Annotated in this window: 20 protein-coding genes; 13 read left to right on the forward strand and 7 right to left on the reverse strand. The window is 38.9% G+C overall.

Annotated elements, in window-relative coordinates:
- Positions 1-18 precede the first annotated feature (18 nt).
- The 4 genes from I6J02_RS16115 to I6J02_RS16130 all read right to left on the reverse strand — a co-directional run bounded on the left by I6J02_RS16115 (position 19) and on the right by I6J02_RS16130 (position 4,307).
- Complete coding sequence (locus I6J02_RS16115; protein ID WP_201678857.1) at positions 19-483, reverse strand: response regulator; 465 nt, start codon at positions 481-483, stop codon at positions 19-21.
- A gap of 161 nt (positions 484-644) precedes the next feature.
- Positions 645-1,034 (reverse strand): hypothetical protein, encoded by a 390-nt coding sequence (locus I6J02_RS16120; protein ID WP_201678858.1) that lies wholly within the window; start codon positions 1,032-1,034, stop codon positions 645-647.
- A 189-nt stretch (positions 1,035-1,223) separates the two neighbouring features.
- Complete coding sequence (locus tag I6J02_RS16125; protein WP_201678859.1) at positions 1,224-2,855, reverse strand: ABC-F family ATP-binding cassette domain-containing protein; 1,632 nt, start codon at positions 2,853-2,855, stop codon at positions 1,224-1,226.
- 351 nt (positions 2,856-3,206) lie between these two features.
- Positions 3,207-4,307 (reverse strand): serine hydrolase domain-containing protein, encoded by a 1,101-nt coding sequence (locus tag I6J02_RS16130; protein WP_201678860.1) that lies wholly within the window; start codon positions 4,305-4,307, stop codon positions 3,207-3,209.
- Positions 4,308-4,481: 174 nt separating this feature from the next.
- Here I6J02_RS16130 and I6J02_RS16135 point away from each other — a divergent pair, with 174 nt between their 5' ends.
- The 10 genes from I6J02_RS16135 to I6J02_RS16180 all read left to right on the forward strand — a co-directional run bounded on the left by I6J02_RS16135 (position 4,482) and on the right by I6J02_RS16180 (position 14,978).
- Positions 4,482-5,144, forward strand: coding sequence for a murein L,D-transpeptidase catalytic domain-containing protein (locus I6J02_RS16135; RefSeq protein WP_236582042.1), 663 nt, complete (start codon positions 4,482-4,484; stop codon positions 5,142-5,144).
- Between the two features lie 532 nt (positions 5,145-5,676).
- Positions 5,677-6,804 carry an alpha/beta hydrolase-fold protein gene (locus I6J02_RS16140; protein ID WP_201678862.1) on the forward strand — a complete coding sequence of 376 codons (1,128 nt, stop codon included), beginning with the start codon at positions 5,677-5,679 and terminating at the stop codon, positions 6,802-6,804.
- Positions 6,797-8,176: a leucyl aminopeptidase family protein gene (locus tag I6J02_RS16145; RefSeq protein ID WP_201678863.1), complete on the forward strand. Its 1,380-nt coding sequence runs from the start codon at positions 6,797-6,799 to the stop codon at positions 8,174-8,176. Before I6J02_RS16140 ends, I6J02_RS16145 begins: the two co-directional genes overlap by 8 nt.
- A gap of 11 nt (positions 8,177-8,187) precedes the next feature.
- Positions 8,188-9,393 (forward strand): acetyl-CoA carboxylase biotin carboxylase subunit family protein, encoded by a 1,206-nt coding sequence (locus tag I6J02_RS16150; RefSeq protein WP_201678864.1) that lies wholly within the window; start codon positions 8,188-8,190, stop codon positions 9,391-9,393.
- A 16-nt stretch (positions 9,394-9,409) separates the two neighbouring features.
- A complete protein-coding gene (locus I6J02_RS16155; protein WP_201678865.1) occupies positions 9,410-10,123 on the forward strand; it encodes an alpha/beta fold hydrolase in 714 nt (237 codons plus the stop codon).
- 43 nt (positions 10,124-10,166) lie between these two features.
- Complete coding sequence (locus I6J02_RS16160; protein ID WP_201678866.1) at positions 10,167-11,120, forward strand: RimK family alpha-L-glutamate ligase; 954 nt, start codon at positions 10,167-10,169, stop codon at positions 11,118-11,120.
- Between the two features lie 48 nt (positions 11,121-11,168).
- Positions 11,169-12,269, forward strand: a complete 1,101-nt coding sequence (locus tag I6J02_RS16165; RefSeq protein WP_201678867.1) for a carboxylate-amine ligase — start codon at positions 11,169-11,171, stop codon at positions 12,267-12,269.
- 57 nt (positions 12,270-12,326) lie between these two features.
- On the forward strand, positions 12,327-13,163 hold the full coding sequence (locus tag I6J02_RS16170; protein WP_236582044.1) for a type 1 glutamine amidotransferase: 837 nt from the start codon (positions 12,327-12,329) through the stop codon (positions 13,161-13,163).
- A 12-nt stretch (positions 13,164-13,175) separates the two neighbouring features.
- A complete protein-coding gene (locus tag I6J02_RS16175) occupies positions 13,176-14,366 on the forward strand; it encodes a hypothetical protein (protein WP_201678868.1) in 1,191 nt (396 codons plus the stop codon).
- A gap of 69 nt (positions 14,367-14,435) precedes the next feature.
- Positions 14,436-14,978: a hypothetical protein gene (locus I6J02_RS16180; RefSeq protein WP_201678869.1), complete on the forward strand. Its 543-nt coding sequence runs from the start codon at positions 14,436-14,438 to the stop codon at positions 14,976-14,978.
- Between the two features lie 344 nt (positions 14,979-15,322).
- On the opposite strand, the gene I6J02_RS16185 is transcribed toward I6J02_RS16180, so the two are convergent.
- From I6J02_RS16185 to I6J02_RS16190, 3 genes are all read right to left on the reverse strand, one after another.
- Positions 15,323-15,793, reverse strand: coding sequence for a hypothetical protein (locus tag I6J02_RS16185; protein WP_201678870.1), 471 nt, complete (start codon positions 15,791-15,793; stop codon positions 15,323-15,325).
- 137 nt (positions 15,794-15,930) lie between these two features.
- Complete coding sequence (locus I6J02_RS21960; RefSeq protein WP_411028011.1) at positions 15,931-16,152, reverse strand: DUF6965 family protein; 222 nt, start codon at positions 16,150-16,152, stop codon at positions 15,931-15,933.
- Positions 16,153-16,278: 126 nt separating this feature from the next.
- Entirely contained in the window at positions 16,279-16,713 is a 435-nt protein-coding gene (locus I6J02_RS16190; RefSeq protein WP_201678871.1) for a hypothetical protein, read from the reverse strand.
- A gap of 439 nt (positions 16,714-17,152) precedes the next feature.
- On the opposite strand from I6J02_RS16190, the gene I6J02_RS16195 reads away from it, so the two are divergent.
- The 3 genes from I6J02_RS16195 to I6J02_RS16205 all read left to right on the forward strand — a co-directional run bounded on the left by I6J02_RS16195 (position 17,153) and on the right by I6J02_RS16205 (position 22,758).
- The gene (locus I6J02_RS16195; protein WP_236582046.1) at positions 17,153-17,650 is read left to right on the forward strand and encodes an RNA polymerase sigma-70 factor; all 498 of its coding nucleotides are present in this window, start codon (positions 17,153-17,155) and stop codon (positions 17,648-17,650) included.
- 123 nt (positions 17,651-17,773) lie between these two features.
- Positions 17,774-18,904, forward strand: coding sequence for a FecR family protein (locus I6J02_RS16200; protein ID WP_201678873.1), 1,131 nt, complete (start codon positions 17,774-17,776; stop codon positions 18,902-18,904).
- Positions 18,905-19,131: 227 nt separating this feature from the next.
- Positions 19,132-22,758, forward strand: coding sequence for a SusC/RagA family TonB-linked outer membrane protein (locus I6J02_RS16205; protein WP_201678874.1), 3,627 nt, complete (start codon positions 19,132-19,134; stop codon positions 22,756-22,758).
- Positions 22,759-22,769: the final 11 nt, after the last annotated feature.

The raw sequence follows: 22,769 nt of genomic DNA on the forward strand, positions 1-22,769 counted from the left end.
GTGTCTTCGTATGACTTGTCAGGAAAGTAATTTTTGACGCAGAAGAAATTCCAGTTGTTCGTTGGAAGTTTCCAGCTGTGAATTTGTCTCTATTATTTTCTCTCTTTCATTATAAGCTTCAAAAGCACGTATTATTGTTTGATCCAGCTCTTCTTCACTCCAGGGTTTATTCAGATAATGAAATATTTTTCCTTTATTGACTGCGTCTATGACTGCAGCCATATCGGTATAGCCCGTCAGCAGGATTCGCATAGGATGCGGATCAAGTTTGATAATCTCTTCTAAAAATTCTACTCCTGTCATTTCAGGCATACGCTGATCGGTAATAATAACATTGACAGGATTTTTTTTAACAATTTCTATGGCAGCTGCACCGCTTATAGCCGTGTAGACGTCATATTTGAGACGAAAAGTCGCCTTAAAGGAAAGCAAATTATTCTCCTCATCATCCACGTATAATACCGCAATCTTCTTGTTTTCCATTATTTTTCGCTTTTTAGACTGATAAATCACTCAATCCGCCAAATTAAAAAAAACTATTTCAATAATCAAAGAGAAGCTGATGAATATGAAGGAATCTTTACAAACGTTTATTCTATCTTATTCATTCAAATGCGGACTTTTGAGCTTGACTGTGGGAGATATTACTTACAGTTCGGTGTCGCCGTTAAGACATCCAGTGACATATCCATCGCTTTTTTAGTCCATTTTTTCATACCTTCCAGGTCGGATTCTTTAAGTGCTTTGTTACCAAAGGTAACTGCATTGAGTGCATAATTTTTTGCATTGGCACAGTTGCAGGATGGTATAATCGCATATGCCGATGCCTCTGCCGCTTTGGCGACTCCGTCTTTTAACAGGGGTTTGGCATTTTCAATGGAAGTAGACTGATAGGCTTTTTTGAAGGTCATAAAAGCCAGCTCTGCATACGTGGAAGCCATTTCACAACCCGTAAACCGTGTTTTATTTTCAGCGGTCGCAGATGTGAAAAGTAAAACGCAGATAAGTGTAAGAGAGATTAGTATGTTTTTCATAATTAATATTGCAGGTATGCTTGTTATGTAAAGATATGGAAAAGAACAGATAATATTCTTGATGTCATTAGCTGATTTAGATTAATTTTTCAGACTCCTCTTGATCAACCCTATGACTTTTTTGCCCCAATAAAAAAAATGCCCGAAGTACTGTAACTCCGGGCATTTTTATTCGCCATTTCCTGAATCTTATTTTTCTATATCTTTCAGGCTATTCATTTTCTTATATTCCAGGAAGCCTTTGATATCTTCAAAATGCTCCCGAACACGCTTATTGCCAAATTCAAAAACTTTTTTTGCCAATCCATCCAGGAAGTCACGATCATGCGATACAAGTATCAACGTACCATCGAAATCCTGTAAAGCATCCTTAATAATATCTTTTGTCTTCATATCAAGATGGTTGGTCGGCTCATCGAGTATCAATACATTCACCGGTTCCAGTAATAATTTGATCATGGCCAGACGTGTTTTCTCACCTCCAGAGAGAACTTTCACTTTTTTAGTGGTATCGTCACCGCTAAACATAAATGCACCCAGCAGATCCTTTATTTTGACGCGAACATCACCGATAGCAATCTGATCAATAGTTTCAAAAACGGTCAGCTCCTCATCCAGTAAGGCTGCCTGATTCTGTGCAAAATAGCCTATTTTGGCATTGTGGCCAACTTTCAATGTTCCTTCAAAGTCTATTTCACCCATGATGGCTTTTATCATCGTAGACTTACCCTCACCGTTTTTACCGACGAAGGCTACTTTTTCACCCCTTTCGATTACCATCGACGCTTTTTCGAATACAGTATGATCTCCATACAATTTTGTGAGCTCTTCTACAATGACCGGATACTGACCTGATCGGGGTGATGGCGGGAATTTCAACCTTAAAGCAGATGTATCCACTTCATCAATTTCAATGATCTCTAATTTCTCCAGCATTTTGACCCGGGACTGTACCTGTAGCGTCTTGGAATAAGTACCTCTGAAGCGATCAATAAATTCCTGGTTATCGGCAATAAAACGTTGTTGCTCTTCGTATGCTTTCAACTGATGCAGACGGCGATCCTTACGTAATTCCAGATAATGGCTGTATTTAGCCTTGTAATCGTATATTTTACCCATAGTGACTTCTATGGTACGGTTGGTTATATTATCAACGAATGCACGGTCATGGGAGATCACAATAACAGCTTTGGCCGAATTTACCAAAAAGTCCTCCAACCACTGTATACTTTCAATATCCATGTGGTTAGTCGGCTCATCCAACAGGATAAGGTCCGGCTTTTTCAGAAGAATTTTGGCCAGCTCTATCCGCATACGCCATCCTCCGGAGAATTCTGAAGTCTGACGGGTGAAATCTGTACGCTCAAATCCAAGTCCTTTCAGCACTTTTTCGACTTCAGCATCATAGTTGGTTTCTTCGATCGAATAGAACTTTTCGCTTAATTCAGAGACCCGTTCGATCAGTTTCATATAATCGTCCGTTTCATAATCTGTCCGGATATTCAATTGTTCGTTGAGTGTTTCCAGTTCATCCCGCATGCTGTAGACTTCTTCAAAGGCTTTTGACGTCTCTTCAAATACGGTCATATTATCCTGCGTCAGCAAGTGTTGAGGGAGGTAGGCAATTACGGCATCTTTGGGCCCGCTCACATTACCTGTAGTAGGTTTGCCTACACCAGCTATTATTTTTAATAAGGTGGATTTACCAGCTCCGTTTTTCCCCATAAGGGCGATCTTATCATTTTCATTGATAGAAAAGGATACATCGCTGAAAAGTGTTGTTCCTCCAAAAGATACGGAGATATTATTTACATTGATCACTATATGCTCGTATTAAAATCAGCCGCAAAGATAAGAGAATAAGATGAGTTTGCTGCTTAAAAACCAGTAGTTTCAGACATAATATAGAGAATTGTGCGGCACATTTGCTTTTTACAGTTCCTGATCTGCAGAATGACTTAATTGTCTTCTCTGATCAGGAAACAAGGAATCTGACTTACCTGATATTGAATGTTTATTTTTTGACCCCGATAGACCTCCGTCACATTAAATTTTTGCAATAGATTCAGACTGTAGGTTTTCTTAGGTTTAGAGCTAAATAAGCCGTCAATCTACAAAAAGTAAGCGACATCTCTTACCGGAAATGTCGCTGTATAATTATTTTCATAAGTTTTAAAGGGTATTCTTGGTTTCTATATCTACTATTTCACGACCTTTTTCCTTTAAGTAATACTGTAATAAATCCACATACAGGTTTACACCATTATCCGAATTTGTGAAAATCAATATGCCTTGTTTTGTCTCCGGAAGCATAAATACAATTGTCCTTACCCCTTTGTCTGACCCGCCATGTGATAGCGCGTATGTGCTATCTTTAAAATCGTAAATTTCAAATCCAAGACCAAAGTGTTTTCCTCTTGTAGTCGATACCTGTCTGGAAATCATTTCATCAAATACTTTTTTCGTTAGCCCTTCACCATTCATAACACTGATCATAAATTTACCATAATCTTCTATAGTTGTCATTAAATCATCTGCTGCATTGGGCGTAGTATTCTTTACTACCGGATAAATTTCACCCTTTTCGTTATAGCCTGGAGCTAACCTTGTACTGTCTAAACTTTTGTTCCAGATATATTGTGTATCCGACATTTTTACCGGTTTAAATACAAGTCCATCTGCTAATTGTTGCAATGATTTTCTGAACTTTTTTTCCAAAGCTTTTCGCAGATATTCAAAACCTTCACCTGAATACTGATATTTTGTTCCCGGATCGAATTGGAATCCGAGTTTCTCATTTTCGTTCTCCCAACGCCAATTCGGGAAACCTGTCTGATGGCTCAGTACATGTCGTGTAGTAAGTTTTTTGTTTCTGGGATCATGGGCAATATCAGGATCTGTCCAGTAGGTATAGAGTGGCTCATCCAGATCCCATTTACCCTGACTCACTAATTTTAATGCTACGATGGCAGTTACCGGCTTTGTCAGGGAAGCGACATTGAAAATTGTGTTTTTTGGTGCTGCGACCCCTTCCTTGAGATCACCGTATACTGTTGCCTGTTGAAGTACTCCATTTTCAATTATACCCAGACCCAGGACTGGAACTTTATTATCTTTTATCCACTTTTCTACTAATTTTTTATTGTTAAAAACAGAAGAGTCTGTTTGGGCATGGGAAGCCGTGTTTTTAGCCAATATGATGAGTAAAGCAAATACTATTCTGGCGTATTGCCACATATACGTTGCTGTATTGCTGTTTTTTAAATCTTTCATAATCTTCAGTAAACAGATGAAATATAAGGGAAATTTTCGAACAACAGCATATTTATATTTCCTGATTTTCCAGATGGAGAGCAGGCTTTTTTCTGCAGATTAAAACGTAGATGGAGTGAATGGATAAATGTCTTTAAAATAATGTATATTGTAAGTATAAAGAAAGTTCTGATTATGAATATTAAAGTTGCCGGTTTGGTTTTGTTTGTTTCGCTGACGATGATTAATTGTCAGGCGGAGGGAGATAAAAGGAAAGTAGAAACTCCGGTTGCAAAACAGGTACAAGAGGATAGCAGCAGACCTAAAGTTGATTCTGTAAAGTTGCAAGAAAAGGCTGAGGAAGCACTGACCTTCTGTAAGCAGAAGAAATTCAGTACGGACTTTTGTATTCTTATTGATATGAAACTCCATTCCGGTATTAACAGGTTCTTTATCTGGGATTTTAAGAATAAGCGAATCCTGGAAGAGTATCTGGTCGGACACGGTTGCGGACTTAATAACTGGTCTTCCGATGAATCCAAAGATAAGGCAGAGTTTAGCAACAAAGACGGAAGCCATCTTTCTTCTCTTGGAAAGTATAAAATCGGGGCTAGGGGGTATAGCAATTGGGGAATAAATATAAAATATATCCTGCACGGTCTTGAAAAAACCAATGATAATGCATTAAAGAGAATAATTGTATTTCATTCGTGGGAAAAAATGAATGATGCAGAGACCTTTCCGCAGGGGAGTCCAGAGGGTTGGGGTTGTCCTACGGTTTCGAACGAGGCTATGAAAATTATTGATGCCAGATTGAGAGGTGCAAAGAAACCGGTCCTGATGTGGATTTATAACTAATAAGGCTAATTATCTCTCCTGGAATAGCTTTCCTCAACCGGTTAAAAGGTTACTCTTCAACCGACTTACGAAGTTGCCAAACCTGTATTGAATATCAATGCATACTCTCTTAATGATGTCTTGATTCGTACAATGTAGCGCTGGAACGACAAATATTGAAATATTATTACATTACGTTTGAAACAATATCATTAATTGTATATATTTATAATGATGATTAATATTTCTTTAAGGAACTTATATTGTAAATTCTTTAATTATATAATTATCAATATTTTAAACTAACTAATAACGGGTTATATACCTTACTTTATTCACACACTAGCTATAATCATTATTTAGTTATTTTATTTAGTTTTTTTTTAAACACGCTAACTAACAATGTTTTGTTGTTTTTACCGCAACTGCTTAAACAGATTTTTGCAGTAAATGCATTATAAACTTTTGTAAGATGTAGAATATGTCAATCAATAGTTTGACATAGATACGCATAACTATTAAAACAATTAACTCCATTTATAAAAAGATTTCAATGAAGTTTTTTCTGAAAACAGAACATAACGATGAAAGAACTGTATTCATCACCGGGAATTTCAATAACTGGAATCCCAGGGACAAGCGCTTTAGTCTTCAGGAGACTGAGGAAGGATACTGTATAGATATTAATGACGAAAACTTGCCATCCGAAATAGAATATAAATTTACCAAAGGTGGCTGGGAAAATGTAGAAATCGATAGTGATGCACAATTCACACCTAACAGGAAAGTGAATAAGGAGGCAAAGGTCGTTGAAGATATTGTGGAAGACTGGCGTCTCAACTGGGCTCCGTTTAAAGAAGAATATTTTCCCAAAATAGAGCTGATCTCCGAAAACTTTTACATTCCTCAACTGAATAAAACCCGTAAAGTATGGGCTCTGCTTCCTTATGACTATGAAACAACAGAAAAAAGTTATCCTGTTCTTTATCTGCAGGATGCTCAAAATCTGTTTAATGAAGAAAGTCCGTTCGGTAACTGGGAGATCGATAGAAAACTTTCACTACTTGCCGAATACGGAATTGGTGATATCATCATTATTGCAGTAGAACACGGCAGTGAACTTCGTATACAGGAATACGTATTTGAAGATGATAATAAGTATGCAGTGAAAGCGGAGGGTAAGAAATATATCCGATTTATAACAGATACACTGAAGCCTTATGTTGATCAACATTTCCGGACGCTGCCAGACCGGGAACATACCGGAATAGGAGGTAGCTCTTTGGGCGCACTTATCAGTATTTATGGTGGTTTTCTATATCCGGAAGTCTATTCGAAGCTGATGTTGTTTTCACCATCATTGTGGCTGAATCCCAATAATAATTTTCCGATGCTCAGCTTCCATCAGCCTTATTATACCAAAGTATATGTCTATGGTGGCGAACTGGAAGGATCTGATATGGTCAAGCGTATTAAGCTGTTCAAAACTGCTATGAGCCGATGGGAAGAGAGTAAATCAATAGAATTTGATGTGAAAACCAGTATACATCCGGAAGGAAAGCATGAAGAGTTTTACTGGTCTCAGGAATTTCCCCGGGCGTTGGAATGGCTGTTTTTTGATAAACTGGAAAATCCGATAGAGAGAAAGAAAAGATATACTAAAGAAAAGGAAAATGTCTGAGATAATTCAACATATCTATATCTATTCCGAAGCTTCATGGATAGCACACAAGTCTGCCTATCCCGATGCTATGGATAAGTTCTTTTCGGGCAGGAAAAGTGAAAGTTTCGTGATAGCTTCAGAAAAGGAGGTAACTTTTTTTCTGGGAATCGGCAATTCTTCCTGCTCTGAAAGTGTACTGGTAGACATCGGTCATAAATTCTCCGGCGACAACAGAGAAAAACTATTGCCCGCTTCTACCTATCTGCATCATGACGTGCTGGATATAACAGGTCTGGAGAATATATTGCTCGGGTTCTATCTGGGAACTTATCAATATCCTTTTGAAGCGCAGCATCCGATATGGGATGATAAGTTTCAGTGGGAGGGATTGGATGATCAAAAGATCAGCCTGGCTAGAATAAAAGCCATCTGTGAGGGGCAGTTTATCTGTATGGACTGGTTAAACAAGCCGGCTAACTTTAAACGAACAACTGTGCTGAATGCTTTTTTGAAGGAGAAATCGCAGGAATACAATTTACAATATACCTCATTTGACAGACAGGATAGTGAAATTCATGGTCTTGGTGCTTTTCTGGCTGTTAATCAGGGAAGCAGTCAGGAAGCATCTTTTACTATTTTGGAATACAGGTGTGGCACAGAGGAAGCTCCTGTCGTAGGGTTGGTGGGAAAGTGTGTCTTATTTGATACGGGAGGAATCTCTATCAAACCTTCTGCAAATCTTCATTATATGAAAAGTGATATGGGAGGTGCTACGGCTGTACTTGGGGTTCTCATTGCTGCGGCTAAGATGAAATTTCCGGTTGATATTATAGCCATATTACCAATAACGGATAATGCGGTCTCCAATCATTCTTACCTGCCAAGTGATGTAGTGACTGTTTATAACGGAAAGACTATAGAAATCCTGGATACAGATGCCGAAGGACGCCTGACACTTGCTGACGGACTGAGTTATCTGTCAAAAAATTACAAAACGGATTATCTGATCGATCTGGCAACACTTACAGGTAGTGCCGTAAGAATGTTTGGCAGTACATGCGGAGCTCTTTTTTCAAACGATCAAACATTACAGGATCAACTGCTCAAGTCCGGACAGAAAACCGGTCAGCGTCTTTGGAATTTACCCTTGTGGGAAGATTGGGAAGAGGAGATTCAATCTGATGTAGCTGATCTTAAGAATATATCCCTTAAACCTGTTGGCGACTGTATTGTAGCCGCCACTTTTCTGAAACATTTTATTAATGAGCATCCCAGATGGGCGCATCTGGATATTGCAGCAATGTGCTTCGGAAATGTGGGCTATGCTAAAGAGAAAGCGGCTACAGGATATGGTGTGCGTCTATTACTGGATTTTATGAAAAACTTATAAACCTGATAGTTATGAGAACATTTGTATGCCTTTCCAGCTATTATAAGGGCTATGACTTTATGGATGAATGCAAAAAGCTGGGCAATAAAGTCATCCTGATTACTTCTGAAAGCCTGAAAGACAAAAACTGGCCCTGGCATGCTATTGATGAAGTCTATTACATGCCGGAAACTGAACCTTCCGTCTGGAATTCTGATCACATGATCAAAGGATTCGCTTATCTTATGAAATTCCATGAAATCGATACCGTCATTGCTTTAGATGATTTCGATGTGGAAAAAGCGGCCTTAATCCGGGAAACCTTCCGAATACAGGGGATGGGGCAAACGACTTACCGATATTTCCGGGATAAGCTGGCAATGCGGCAGATGGCAAAAGATGGCGGCATTCATATTCCTCCCTTTGTTCCGGTTTTTAATGATGCTGTTATTACAAAATTCATGGAAGAAAACCCCGCACCCTGGGTGTTGAAGCCCCGCTCGGAAGCCTCAGCCAGCGGAATAAAAAAAATTCACAGTGCAGTCGGATTGTGGCAGGCTATGGAGCATCTTAATGACGACCGGATTCACTTTCTGCTGGAAGTGTTTAAACCGGGAGATGTTTTTCATGTTGATTGTCTCATCTATGACAAAGAAATCAGATTTATTTCCTGCTCTCAGTATTTGTCTCCGCCAATGGCTGTGTCTCATGAAGGAGGAGTCTTCAGAACCAAGACACTGGCAGAAAATTCAGAAGACTTCAAAGCGCTCGAAAAGATAAATCAACAGGTTTTATCAAAATTTGGTATTGTACACGGGACAACACATTCGGAGTTTATAAAAGGAAACGAAGACGGGAAATTTTATTTTCTCGAAACCTCCTGCAGGGTGGGCGGAGCACATATCGCAGATATGATAGAAGTCTCAACCCATGTTAATCTTTGGAGAGAATGGGTGAAGATTGAAACTGCGGTATTGAATAAATCCAGTTATGAGCTTAGCTATAAAAGAGATTGTTTTGCCGGACTTATTATAGCTTTGGCAAAAGATAAATTTCCTGATATTACGGACTTCCGGATAGCTGAGCTCGTTAAATCGCTGGATCTGGAATATCATATCAGCCTTTTGTACCGGTCTGATTCTGCAGACAAAATCAACGAAGCTCTGGATAATGCTGCCGAAAGAATCTATACTCATCATCTGAGTATTCTGCCACCGCAGGCTAAACCAATTTCCTAACTTAAAAAATGAAAATATGCCAAAAGTAGAATATACAGACTACTATTCCCATATGCTGGGAAGGACTATTAATATACAGGTAACGGGACATTACGGCTACCCCGTTATTATGTTTCCTACTTCTCAGGGTAGTTTTGTTCAGAATGCTGATTTTAATCTCAATGCATCCGTGAATTATTTTACTAAAAATGGTAAAGTGAAACTCTTTAATCTGGAAACACTGGATCAGGACAATTTCTACAACACACATATTCCCCCACATGAGCGAATAGCCCGTTATGAAAATTATATGCTTTTTCTTTTCCTGGAGTATATTCCTTTTATTCAGAAGACCCACAATGTACATCGTGTAGCTGTTGCCGGATGTAGCTTCGGAGCCTATCATGCTACCAATTTTGCCTTTCGGTTTCCTGATGTAGTGTCACATCTGATTGCTATGTCTGGTGCATTTTCCATCCGTAATTTTATGGATGGATTCAGCAGTGACACCGTTTATTTTAATTGCCCTGAAGAATTTATGCAGAACGATGCTTCCTGGAAGTTTGGTCATATGCATATTGTACTCAGTACCTCTGATCAGGATGTATGTCTGAATAAGAATCTGAGAATGTCAGATATCTTACGATCCAAAGGAATTGATCACTGGTATGATGAAGCCAAATGGATTGATCATGACTGGCCCTTGTGGAGGATGGTCTTCCCCAGATTTATAGCGGCTTATTTTTCATAAAAAGGAAATAAAACAAATACAATTAACCTAAAAATATAATGTTATGGCAAAGAAAGTTGGAATACTCTTCGGAATGGAAGATACATTTCCGTGGGCATTTATTGATAAAGTAAATGAATTGGGAAAAGGTAAAATAATCGCTGAGCCTGTAAAAATAGACATTTTGGAACAGGGTGCAGATTATGGATATGCTGTTATTATTGACCGTATATCACAGGATGTGCCATTTTACAGAGCCTATCTCAAAAATGCGGCTCTCAATGGGACTTACGTCATCAATAATCCTTTCTGGTGGAGTGCTGATGAAAAGTTCTTCAACAATGCATTAATGAGTAAGTTGGGTATTCCGTTACCCAAGACAGTCTTGCTCCCTTCGCATGAAAGACCTGCAAACACTTCTGAAACATCATTCAGAAACCTCAGCTTTCCACACGATTGGCAATATATCTTTGATTATGTAGGTTTCCCGGCCTATATGAAACCCCATGACGGAGGCGGTTGGAGAAATGTGTACCGTGTTGAAAATCCTGAAGACTTATGGAAAAAACTTGAAGAGACCGATCAATTGGTGATGATGGTACAGGAGGAGATCATCTTCGAGGACTATTACCGTGTTTATTGCTTAGGTAAGAAATATGTTCATATTATGCCTTACGAACCGCGGAATCCTCACCATTTGCGATATGCTGCCCAGTCTCAATATTCCGGAAAACAGCTGAAGGATCTGCTAAAAACTATTCAGGACTATACCATTAAGATGAACCAGGCTTTAGGCTATGATTTCAATACGGTGGAATTTGCAGTTCGGGAGGGTATACCCTATGCTATTGATTTTTGTAATCCCGCACCGGATGCGGACAAAAACTCGGTGGGAGAGGAAAATTTTGCCTGGATAGTGGAGCATGCTGCTAAGCTTGCCATAGAGAAGGCAAAGGAATATACTCCCGGTAACCCGAATATCTCGTGGGGAACATTTGTCAAGGATTCAATCCGATAAGAATACAGTGATTTTTCTCAGAAGGTAAAACCAAAAAAATTAACCAAAATGCACAAGTTTACAATAGGTATAGAAGAAGAATATCAGATAATCGATGCGGAGAGCAGAGATCTGGTATCACATGTTTCCAAGATTATTGAAAGCGGAAAGGCTATTTTAAGTGAAAATCTGAAACATGAAATGCACGAATCCATGGTGGAAATGGAAACCGGTATTTGTGAGAATATTCAACATGCACGGGAAGAACTGACGGGACTCCGGCGACAACTGGTAAAAATAGCGCACGATCAGGGACTCCGGGTTTCAGGAGGTGGGACACACCCGTTTTCCCATTGGAAAGACAACATCATTACCAAAGCGGAACGTTATAACAAAATTGTGAACGATATGGGCGATGTGGCACGATCCAACCTGATATTTGGTCTTCATGTACATATCGGAATTCCTGATCGGGAAGAAGGAATACGAATACAGAATGTGATGCGTTATTTTCTGCCACATGTCTATGCGCTTTCTACCAATTCGCCTTTTTGGGTAGGACGTCTTACTGGTTTTAAATCCTACCGTCAGGAAGTTTTTGCTAAATTTCCCCGAACAGGTATTCCCAGTTACTTTGGCAGTGTGGCTGAATTTGATGCTTATGTCAATCTGATGATCAAAACCGGTACAATAGATAACGCCAAAAAGATATGGTGGGATCTTCGGGTACATCCGTTTTATCCGACCATAGAGTTCAGAATCTGTGATATGCCTTTCACTATCGATGAAACAATATGTCTGGCTGCGATCATGCAATCCTTAGTCGCAAAGATCTATAAAATGCACCAGCAGAATATCAGTTACCGCTCTTATCGCAGATTATTGCTCAGCGAAAATAAATGGAGAGCATCTAAAGACGGAATACATGCTGATCTGATAGATTTTGGTAAAGAAGCAAGTGTCCCTTATGCGATTTTATTAGATGAATTACTGGATTTTATAGATGATGTTGTAGATGGATTAGGTTGCCGTAAGGAAGTTGAATATGCCCGTCAGATTGTCAAAATGGGAACAGGAGCAGACCGGCAGCTATCGGTTTTTCAGGATACGGGAGACATAAAGAAGGTTGTCGATTACATGATCTGCGAAACCGAGAAATCAGTGCTTTGATATTTGCATTAATGAATTAACAGCTTTTTATATCGTTCTACAATAGAAAATTTATATATGATAAATCATGAGGTGAAGATCGCTTTACTCGATATGAACAATAATTACCCCAATCAGGGAATGCGTAATATTAAAGATATATCAGAAGCTTTTAAGGCAGATGCAGATTATGCAGTCTGCATAGAGCTTTTTGATGTCCGTTCCAGATATGAAATGCCGGATATTCAGGATTTTGATATTTTTATCTCCTCCGGTGGTCCCGGAAATCCTCATAAAGAAGGGTATGCCTGGGAAGAAAGCTTTTTGCGTTTTCTGAATGCAATATGGAAACATAATAAAGAAAATGAAGCTAAAAAATACCTGTTTCTAATCTGTCATTCCTTCCAGCTGGCCTGTATTTACTGGGATCTGGCAGAAGTCATACCAAGAAAATCATACTCTTTCGGAGTTATGCCTATTCACAAAACAGAAGACGCGGAACAGGATTTTATGTTGAAGAATCTTCCGGAACCTTTTTATGCTGTAGATTCCAGAGCCTATCAGATTGTCCGCCCTAAATCCGATCATCTTGATAAATACGGAATGAAGATTACCGCATTGGAAAAGATACGGCCGCATGTTGATCTGGAAAGAGCTGTAATGGCTATCCGGTTTTCTGACGAAATATTCGGCACACAGTTTCATCCGGAAGCAGATCCGACAGGATTCATGGAAGCACTAAAGATTGAAAAATACAGAAACAGTATTATCGAAGATCATGGACTGGAGAAATATCAGGAAACTGTTGATCGTATTAATGATCAGGATAAAGTAGTATTAACAAGAAGAGAAATTTTGCCCAGGTTTTTAGCATTTGCAGCCAAACAGGTGCTCAAATCTATTTCTCTGGTATAAAAACATAACCGTATGATAGCTCATTTCAGAAAACAATTTAATGAAGCTTTCTCATCAGAGAAGTATCAGCAATTAATAGATATCTGCCAGCAGTATTCGGATACTGATATTGGTTTTAGACTTTCTGAAAGTCCGGTTTTCATTGATAAATCCTTTCAGAATAAACTATTTGATGCTGCTGAATCTATTATTCAGCAGATAGATACCTTTTCTAAAGAGGAGCTTGGTAAAGCCATACCATCTGGTTCCTTTGTGCCGGGAGATGATACACACTGTCATTTTCTGTCTGTTGATTTCGGAATATGCAAAAATAAATCGGGAGAGCTGGAGCCTCAGCTTATTGAACTTCAGGCTTTCCCTTCGCTATTTGGTTTTCAGCGTCAGTACGAAGAGAATCTTCGTTCTGTATATCCTTTTCTGGATAATTTCAAAAGGCGTATTCCACTAGATGCATATATAGAAAAGTTGAAAAAGATCGTTGTAGGAGACGAAAATCCCGAAAATGTTATTCTGCTGGAAATATATCCGGAGCAACAGAAAACAGCCATAGATTTTAAGGTTACGGAAAGTTTTCTGGGCATAAAAACCGTTTGTCTCACTAAACTTATCAAAGAGGGACGTCGACTTTTCTATGAAAACAATGGTGAAAAAATAAGAGTAAACCGTATTTACAATAGGGTGATCTTTGATGAAATAGATCATATTCCGGATCTGAAAACAGATTTTCATTTTACTGATGATGTAGATGTGACATGGGTAACGCACCCGAACTGGTTCTTTAAGGTTTCTAAATTTATTCTGCCTAAGCTGAATCATGCATATGTACCCAAAAGCTATTTTTTGAAGGAGAGCCCTCAAAATCTGGACTATAGCCAGTATGTGTTAAAACCACTTTTCTCATTTGCCGGGAGCGGTGTAAATATACATCCGACTCAGGAAGATGTTGACAAAATTGAGGATAAAGAGAATTATATCCTGCAACAAAAGGTAAACTATGCTCCGATATTTGAGGATATAAACGGGGAATTCTCTAAAGCTGAAATCAGACTGCTATTTGGAAAAGCGGAGGGAAGTAGCGAATTAGAAATTTTAGTAAATATTGTAAGGATGACTAAAGCTGAAATGGTAAATGTGAACTTTAATAAAAAAGATGCGATCTGGATAGGCAGTACAATGGCATTTATGGAAAATGATCTTAAATAATAAATAACCTTATTTGGGTATGATATTTGATAAATTTCGGAGCAAACAATTAACATCTAATTTAAAAATATGAAAAATAAGTTTTTCTTTCTGCTTTCCGTTATTTCCGTCTTAGCTCTGTCTGTGGGTTGTTCAAAAAGTGATAGTAAACCTGATAATGATAATCAGGATGTATTTCTGCGCTGTAAATTCAATGGTAAATTGAAAGAGTTTGCTTTTCATGTGAATGCAAATGATCCGCCATCTGAAAAACTGATTCATTTTGTCGTGGTGGCTGGTAGAGAAAATGATGATATAGCAAGATCGCCCGGATTTGGATTTAGTCTGGTACTTCCGGAAGGAGCTCAGGAAAAAACATATGAAGTGGCCGGAGGTTTAGTTCCTGAACTGGATGCGAATTATTTTGTACAAAACTATAACGGCAATACGAACACCGGAACTTCTACCTGGAGTGGGGGACGTACAGAGGGTACTTCGTTTAAACTCACGATTACAAGCTTAAGTGACTGGGGTGTAAAAGGTAAATTCAGTGGCGTGCTGAAAGGAGATGACAACAGTCTGATCACTGTTACTGATGGGGAGTTTTCTGCACCTTATAATTATGGTGGTTAAAACTAGATCCGAAAATCCAATAAAAATTATATATCTTAATGACTTGAAAATAGTCTGATCATATGAGAAATTTTGTATATATCTTCATCTTTTTTCTTGTCTTTTTTGCAGTAAGTTATCTGCTGTCCTATTTCTGGGATGATAGTGTCGATCTAAAATGGATACTTATCAGCAGTTGCTTGTCTTCAGCTTTAACGCTTGTCTTTTTGCTGGTAGAGAGGAAAAAAGGATATTTCGGTGATCATGATTGATTATTATCTTTTATAGTTGTTAACTATATTTAATACAGTGATTTGTATAAAAAAAGCGTGGCTTTAAGCCTCGCTTTTTTTATATACTGATTTTTATTTTTGGAGGACTTTCAAATGAAGTGTCACTCTTCTCAGATAAGATGGTGTTTTATAATCCTGACTCATGGTGAGGGTCGAATCTGATACTTGGTATGCGAAAGAAGATTTTTCCTCTCCTATATTCATGTGTATCGAATCTCCCGATAAAGTGTAAGATCCGTTCCCATCGACTGAATTGAATTTACCATCCACAAGAAAGTGTATAGTGTCCTTTTCAGACCTTGAATAATCAGTTCTGCCCCTGAGACTGTCATTTCTACTGTGATCAGGATTCAGATACGTAATTTCTTCCGAAACGATCTTCCATTTTTTTTGTATACCGGGTTTCTGCTGTACAATGTGGCTATTACTATGCGGGAGAAAAGATAAGTGGAAAAGAAGTAAAAAATAGGGCGTTAAAGTCATTTCTGTTTTTCCATAGGAATTAACAAAAACTGTTCCGTTTACCGGATTGCTTTTTCTCATCACATCTTCATAAATGAGCAACTGTGCTATTTCCTTCTGAAGTCTTTTGTAAGGTGTAAGAAGTAGTGTAAATAAAAAAGCGGGACATTAATCCCGCTGATTATTTTACATAAATAAACCTCGCATCTTCTGATTTATTATTTTGAAGAATCTAGAATCGTTTTAATCTCTAATAACTTTATCCATAATGGACATTTTTCTAGCTCTACTCCCCAATCCTCAATGTATTCAAAACATACATTGATAAAACCTTTAACGTCACGTATATGAACGTTCTTCGGCAACATTATTTCATACGGTATTTTATGCGATTCGAAATATGTTTTTAGCTCTCTGATTTCCAAACTTTGAAAGCCCATAATTACTTAACATCTAGAAACTTACTTTGTTTGTGCCAGTTAGATTTATTTCTGCCCGGCAGGTGCAAAGCTTAGTCGCCTGATATCATAACGGGGATTTGTATTATTTATTTCATGTCTAATCTGTTACATGTTTACATCATAGTAAATTGTGGTCGAAAAATCGGACGGTTTTAACCATAGAATCGTTTTGATTTTGTTATCACCCACCCAAAATCCCAGACTGTAATCTGCATTTAATGGAATTACAAAAGGTTTTGTGTTAGCATTGGGATTTTCTGATTTTATAGAAGGGCTCTTTACTTCCAGAGAGGGAAGTTTTTCTTTATCAATTGTTTGGACGATTGTGCTCCTTAGATTCGTCAGATTATTAATAATCTTTTCTTTTTTAGCAGGATCAATGCCTTGAGTAAAGTAGTGGTCTAAAAATGTATCAGTAATAGTTTCTGTTTCATAAATATCCTTTAAAAATGATTTTATAAGTTTTTCATTATTTTCCTGAGCAAAAGAACATGTGTACCCCAGTATCAGGATTAAGAAGAGGAGGAGTGATTTAGTCATATTATAAATTTTTATGGCGTCTCTTCAATAGATCAAGTCTGGATTGTACATTAACTTGCCCATTATAGTACACAGCATTGTTTTTAAAATATTAGGAATCGAATCGTTGTTTTACTTTGTTGTAATATAATAAAAAAGCTTGGTTATATCTGTTTATTTAAACTTTTTATGAAAACAAAATACCGTCATAGTGATGTTACTCAGGACCATATCTAAAACATTAAAATTGCAAAAATCAAACTTATTTTATATTATTTTCCTACTATTGTAGTACATAAACAAATTTTGATATTTCCTATGTTGTTTAATGTCCCGTATTTTTTCATGCGGTTCTGTAATTTAAATGGACAAATATAAAGTTTTGACTGATAGTGATCTTGTTTCTTTGCTCAAGCAAAGGGATCGGGAGGCGTTTGCCGAAATTTACGATCGATACAGCATGATGATCTATTATAAGGTCAACCAAATGCTTCGTGATGAGAATGCTGCTAAAGATCTCGTACAGGATCTATTTACCTCAATCTGGGAGAAGTCAGATCTCATCAGAGATAATGTCGGTATTTCTTCCTACTTATATGTCGCCTCGCGCAACAGGGTACTGAACTATATCCAAAGGGGAAAAACAAAGAGCGATTATTTGGCTGAAATCGGGAAGTATAGCCTGCAAGTAAGCGATGAAACACTTGAAATGTTAGATGAAAAGGATCTCATGCTTTTGATCACAGATGAAATCGCAAAACTACCAACGAAGATGCGGGAGGTGTTTGAATTAAGCAGATTGGAAGATCTGTCACACCGGGAAATTGCGGAAAGACTTAATGTGAGCGAATCCACAGTGAAAAAACAAGTACAGAATGCGCTTAAAATTCTAAAAGTCAGACTCTCCGATTATCATTCTCTCGGGGTCTTGCTGTTGGTCTTTATGCGAGGTAGCTAAGCCTCTAATATTTTCCATATCCTTATTATTAACAAACTTTTATTTTTTTTTTAATTCTTCTACTCCCAAAGCTTTTCTTAACTGTATAATATTAGTAAACGGTTATAAATCTTCATTTCGACTATGGAAAAGGAACTTGGAGCACAACTTGTGAAAAAATATCTTTCGGGCACAGCAACACATAAAGAAAGATGTGTTGTCGAAGAATGGTATGCTTTCAGCCGTATGGGAGAATCTGCAATTGATTCCCCGGAAGATTTTATACGGATAAAGTCGGAGATGTGGAATGCAATTAACCAACAACCACAGCGTCCTGTAAAAATGTTGCCAAAGCGACGGTGGATTGCTTATGCAGCCGCTATCTTAATCATTATTGGGAGTATTGGAATTTATAAAATATATGAAAAACAACAGGTGTACACGGTAGACGAATACGCTGGTCCGGAAATTAAGGCAGGGGAGTCCGGAGCAACTCTGACGATGTCGGACGGTTCGGTGATAGATCTATCTAACGCTAAAGTGGGGCAACTCTTGAGTAAACAAGGGATAACAATTTCTAAGAATGCGGAGGGAGTGGTTGTTTACAGCCCGAATACTGTAATAAAAAATGAAGACGAAGCCATCAACAATATCATTACAACAAGAAATGGTGAAACCTACCAGATTGTTTTGCCGGATGGTTCCAAAGTCTGGCTTAATGCAGGATCCAGTCTGACCTTTGGTTCTGATCTTGGGAATGGTAAAAAACGTATTGTTAAGCTAGTAGGTGAGGGCTATTTTGAGATTAGTAAGAACCATAGTCCGTTTATTGTTGCGACAGCATCACAACAGGTGCGCGTTCTCGGAACCCATTTTAATGTCAATGCATATTCAGAATCTAAAGGACTTGTCCGGACTACACTTGTGGAGGGTCGGGTCAATGTGGTAACAGCCAAAGGTGAGCAGACGATCAGACCCGGTGAACAGGCCGTTAACCGGCTCGGTAATATTGACGTTCACGAGCAAGATACCGAAGATATACTTGCCTGGAAAAATGGATATTTTAAAATCGATGGGGAACTTTCCGAAGTCATGTTATCCCTGGGACATTGGTACAATATGGAAGTACAATTTACGGAAAATACGACCAAAGAACTGAAGTTATGGGGATTCATCTCCAGGTCAAATGACCTGATCACAACGTTACGACAAATTGAGAGAACAAATAAGGTGAAATTTAAAATTAAAGAAAGGACAATTATAGTGACCAATTAAAATTTTATTATGAGTTCTGTAAAGACCGCAAGGTGTCCTACCACCTCGCGGATATGTGGAAAAATGATGCAGGACCTGAAAATGCCATTTAAAGACAAACAACACAAATCAGTTATGAACCATCTAACCAAGACAAAAGTATGAAAAAAAATGCGCTATTGGGTATTTTTTACCACAAGCGGTCATCACCTAAATTATTGTTGATTATGAAATTAATCTTTTTTATCATGACATGTTTATTAATGCATACCTATGGGGCTACGTATGCGCAGCATGTTACGATATCGGAGCGAAATGCTACTTTGGAAAGGGTAGTAAAACAGATGCGACAGCAGACGGGATATGACTTTTTGTTAGATAAAGATATTTTACAACAACATCGATCGATCAACGTGGAGCTGAAAAATGTAGGCCTTACTCAGGCCTTACAATCCATTGTTAAAGGTCGAAATCTCAGCTTTTCAATTGAGGGTAAATCGGTCGTGATTACGAGCACACATGACGCAAGCTCCAAACAGGTTTCTCTAAACGCTGAAAAAACGGCTAAAAGAAAACCTCCGGAAGAAGCGAGCGATCTTTTTTCCGGCTCAAATAATCCGATTGACATCACCGGAAAAGTTGTGGATGAAAATGGCAGGCCACTGCCGGATGCCTCTATTTCTGTGATAGGGGGCACGCATTCCACAAGAACCAATACAAATGGTGAATTTACACTCAAAGACGTTGACGAAAAAGCAACTTTACTAATATCCTATGTGGGGTTCGAACCAAGGAGGGTATCGGCATCTTCCAATATCGGACAGATCAAGATGCAGAAAGTTGTAGGGGTACTGGAGGAAGTTCAGGTCATCAATACGGGCTATCAGACGATTTCCAAAGAACGTAGTGCCGGATCCTACGCCAAGCCTAATATGACTATTCTCGAAAACCGGACCGGAAGCATGAACATCTTGCAGCGTCTGGATGGTTTAGTAGCTGGTCTGACCGTCAATAATTCGCCCGGTGCAAGCCAAAACCCATTTTTAATCCGAGGACTTTCGACCATTGGTGTGCGTAATAAAAATGGGGGACCCAATGATCCAGCTTATATTGGTACCAATAGAAATCCGCTATATGTTGTAGATGGTATACCTATTGATGATGTTTCGAGTATTAATCCACAGGATGTAGCGGACGTGACCGTTTTGAAAGATGCAACTGCAGCATCCATCTGGGGGGCAAGAGCCTCTAATGGGGTGATTGTCATTACCACAAAAAAAGGCACTCCTGATGGCAAACTGAAGATTACCTATGACGCATTTATCAATTTTCAGGGCAAACCCGATCTGGCTTATTTTAAGACACTGAACAGCCCTGAATTTATCCAGGCCGCTATCGAGACATTTGATCCGGAAATCTATCCCTGGGAAACTGTATTTCCTTATACATCAGGAGGCAGTGGAATAGCACCTCATCAAAGGATTCAGTATGATTTGTCAAGAGGTTTGATCAGCCCGGCAATGGCCAAAGCAAGTTTGGACAGTCTATCCGCATTGGACAACAGGTCGCAGATTAAAGATCTTGCTTATCGAAATGCTTCATTGATGAATCATACGTTATCGATGTCAAAAGGGGGAGATATCTATTCTTTTTACGGGTCAGGAGCTTATACCGGTTTGGTCAGTAATTACCCTGGTGCGAAGGATAACACTTATAAACTAAATCTACGGCAGGATGTACAGATAGGAAAATTTATGCAGGTCAATCTGATCAGTGATCTGACCTATGGCGTTAACAGCAGCAAACGAAATGTGATGGCTGATTACAATTTCTATCCGTATCAATTGCTGCAAGATCATAACGGTGTAAACCTGTCCATACCCTATATGGGTTCGTTAAGTGAAGAAGTCAGAGCTGATTTTGAACAACGAAGCCGTATTAATTTGAATTACAGTCCTTTAGAAGAAGTCAATTATGGTTATAACCGTGGGAGCAATTTCCTGAGCCGTAATGTGCTAAATACAAGTATTAAGTTATGGGATGGGTTAAAATTTGAGGGAACGTATGGGTTCACAAAAGGTACGAGTAAAACCGAGGAGTATGATGATGCCAAAAGTTACCAGGTGAGGAATGAACTCGTGCAATTTACTGTCGCACCTACAGCCCAATCCACCCCAATTTACTACCTACCCACTAGTGGAGGGAAGTACACGATTAGTAATCAGCATAGACAGAGCTGGACGGTCAGGAACTTATTGAGTTATACTAAAAATTGGAATGAGGATGAACATCAATTAACAGCTTTGGCCGGGCAGGAGGTGCAGGAAGCACTGATAAATACAAATGGCAGTACAGTGCGGGGCTATAATGAATTACTACAGACTTATGGTGCCATCGACTATGCTACGCTTGGTATCACAGGAGTAGGAAATCCGGTCATGCCAAATTTTGGTAACCGCAGTCTTTTGAGCAATGATAATTTTCTTCAGAGCGAGCGCTTGACCCGGTTTATTTCCTATTATGCTAATCTCGCCTATACCTATAAACATAGATATGCTTTAAACGGAAGCTTTCGTGTGGACCGAAGTAATTTATTTGGATTGGATAAGTCGGCACAAAACAGACCTGTCTGGAGCATTGGCGGCAAATGGATCTTAAGTAGCGAGTCTTTTATGGCCGATACAAAATGGCTGGATAATCTTGCCTTGCGGGCGACTTATGGTTTGACCGGTAACTCTCCCGATCCTGGGATTGCGGCCTCGCAGGATATTTTACGCGCCGTCCAAAATGGTTTCCTGCCCAATAGAACCGGGGTCGTTATTGCTACACCATCCAATTCAAAGCTTACTTGGGAGAGTACCCGAAATATAAATTTAGGGGTTGATTTTGCAACATTCAACAATCGTATCAGCGGTACGCTGGATCTTTACAAAAAATCCACTACCGATATGCTTGGTGTATTGCCTACCAATGCCTTCAGCGGCTATTCCAGTATTGTAGGTAATCTGGGAGATATGGTGAATAAAGGAATCGAACTTAATCTGAATACCTTAAACATTTCAAAAGGGAAATTTCGATGGAGCACTGTAGTGAATCTTGCTTACAATAAGAATATGGTAACTAAATTGAATGATGAATCGGCTGTTTTCTCCAGTATGAACCGTATCTGGCAAAACTATGTGGAAGGATTTCCCGCCTTCGCGTTATTTGCTTACAACTTTGCCGGTCTGAACGAACTTGGCGATCCCAGAATTCGTCTTGCGGATGGGACGGTCACAACCGAACGTGATGCTGCCGCCGCGGACGATGTTTCTTTCAAAGGAACCTTTCAGCCTGTGTGGAGTGGTGGTTTGTCGAATATCATTTCCTATAATGGGTTGAGCCTGAGTGCGAATGCAATCTTCAATCTGGGGCATGTGATGCGCAAAGATGTCAATACGGTCTACACATATCGGCTTTATCATTCGGATGCTCTTCGGGCAGGACTTACAAGTGGAAATCTGCACAGTGATTTTGCCAACAGGTGGAAACAGCCGGGTGATGAGCTGCTTACCTCGATCCCTTCTTATGTCTCTAATTCCTCATTGAGTTTTACGAGACGGGATGTAGGGTATTATACTTATGGCGATTTAAATGTGGTAAGTGCTTCTTATATCAAACTTCGGGACATTACTTTAGCCTATAGTCTGCCTTCTTCTCTACTGGAAAGGCTACACACGCAGCAGATTACCCTGCGTATGCAGTTATCCAACCTCATGCTGTGGAAAGCCAATAAAGATGATATAGATCCAGAATTTATAGATGCAGCCTCAGGAATACGCAGCATGCGATTCAATCAGGGAACCGTCTCATTCGGCGTGAATGTAAAATTTTAATTTAAAGTACA

The organism is Sphingobacterium spiritivorum, from assembly GCF_016725325.1.
Taxonomy (GTDB): Bacteria; Bacteroidota; Bacteroidia; order Sphingobacteriales; family Sphingobacteriaceae; genus Sphingobacterium.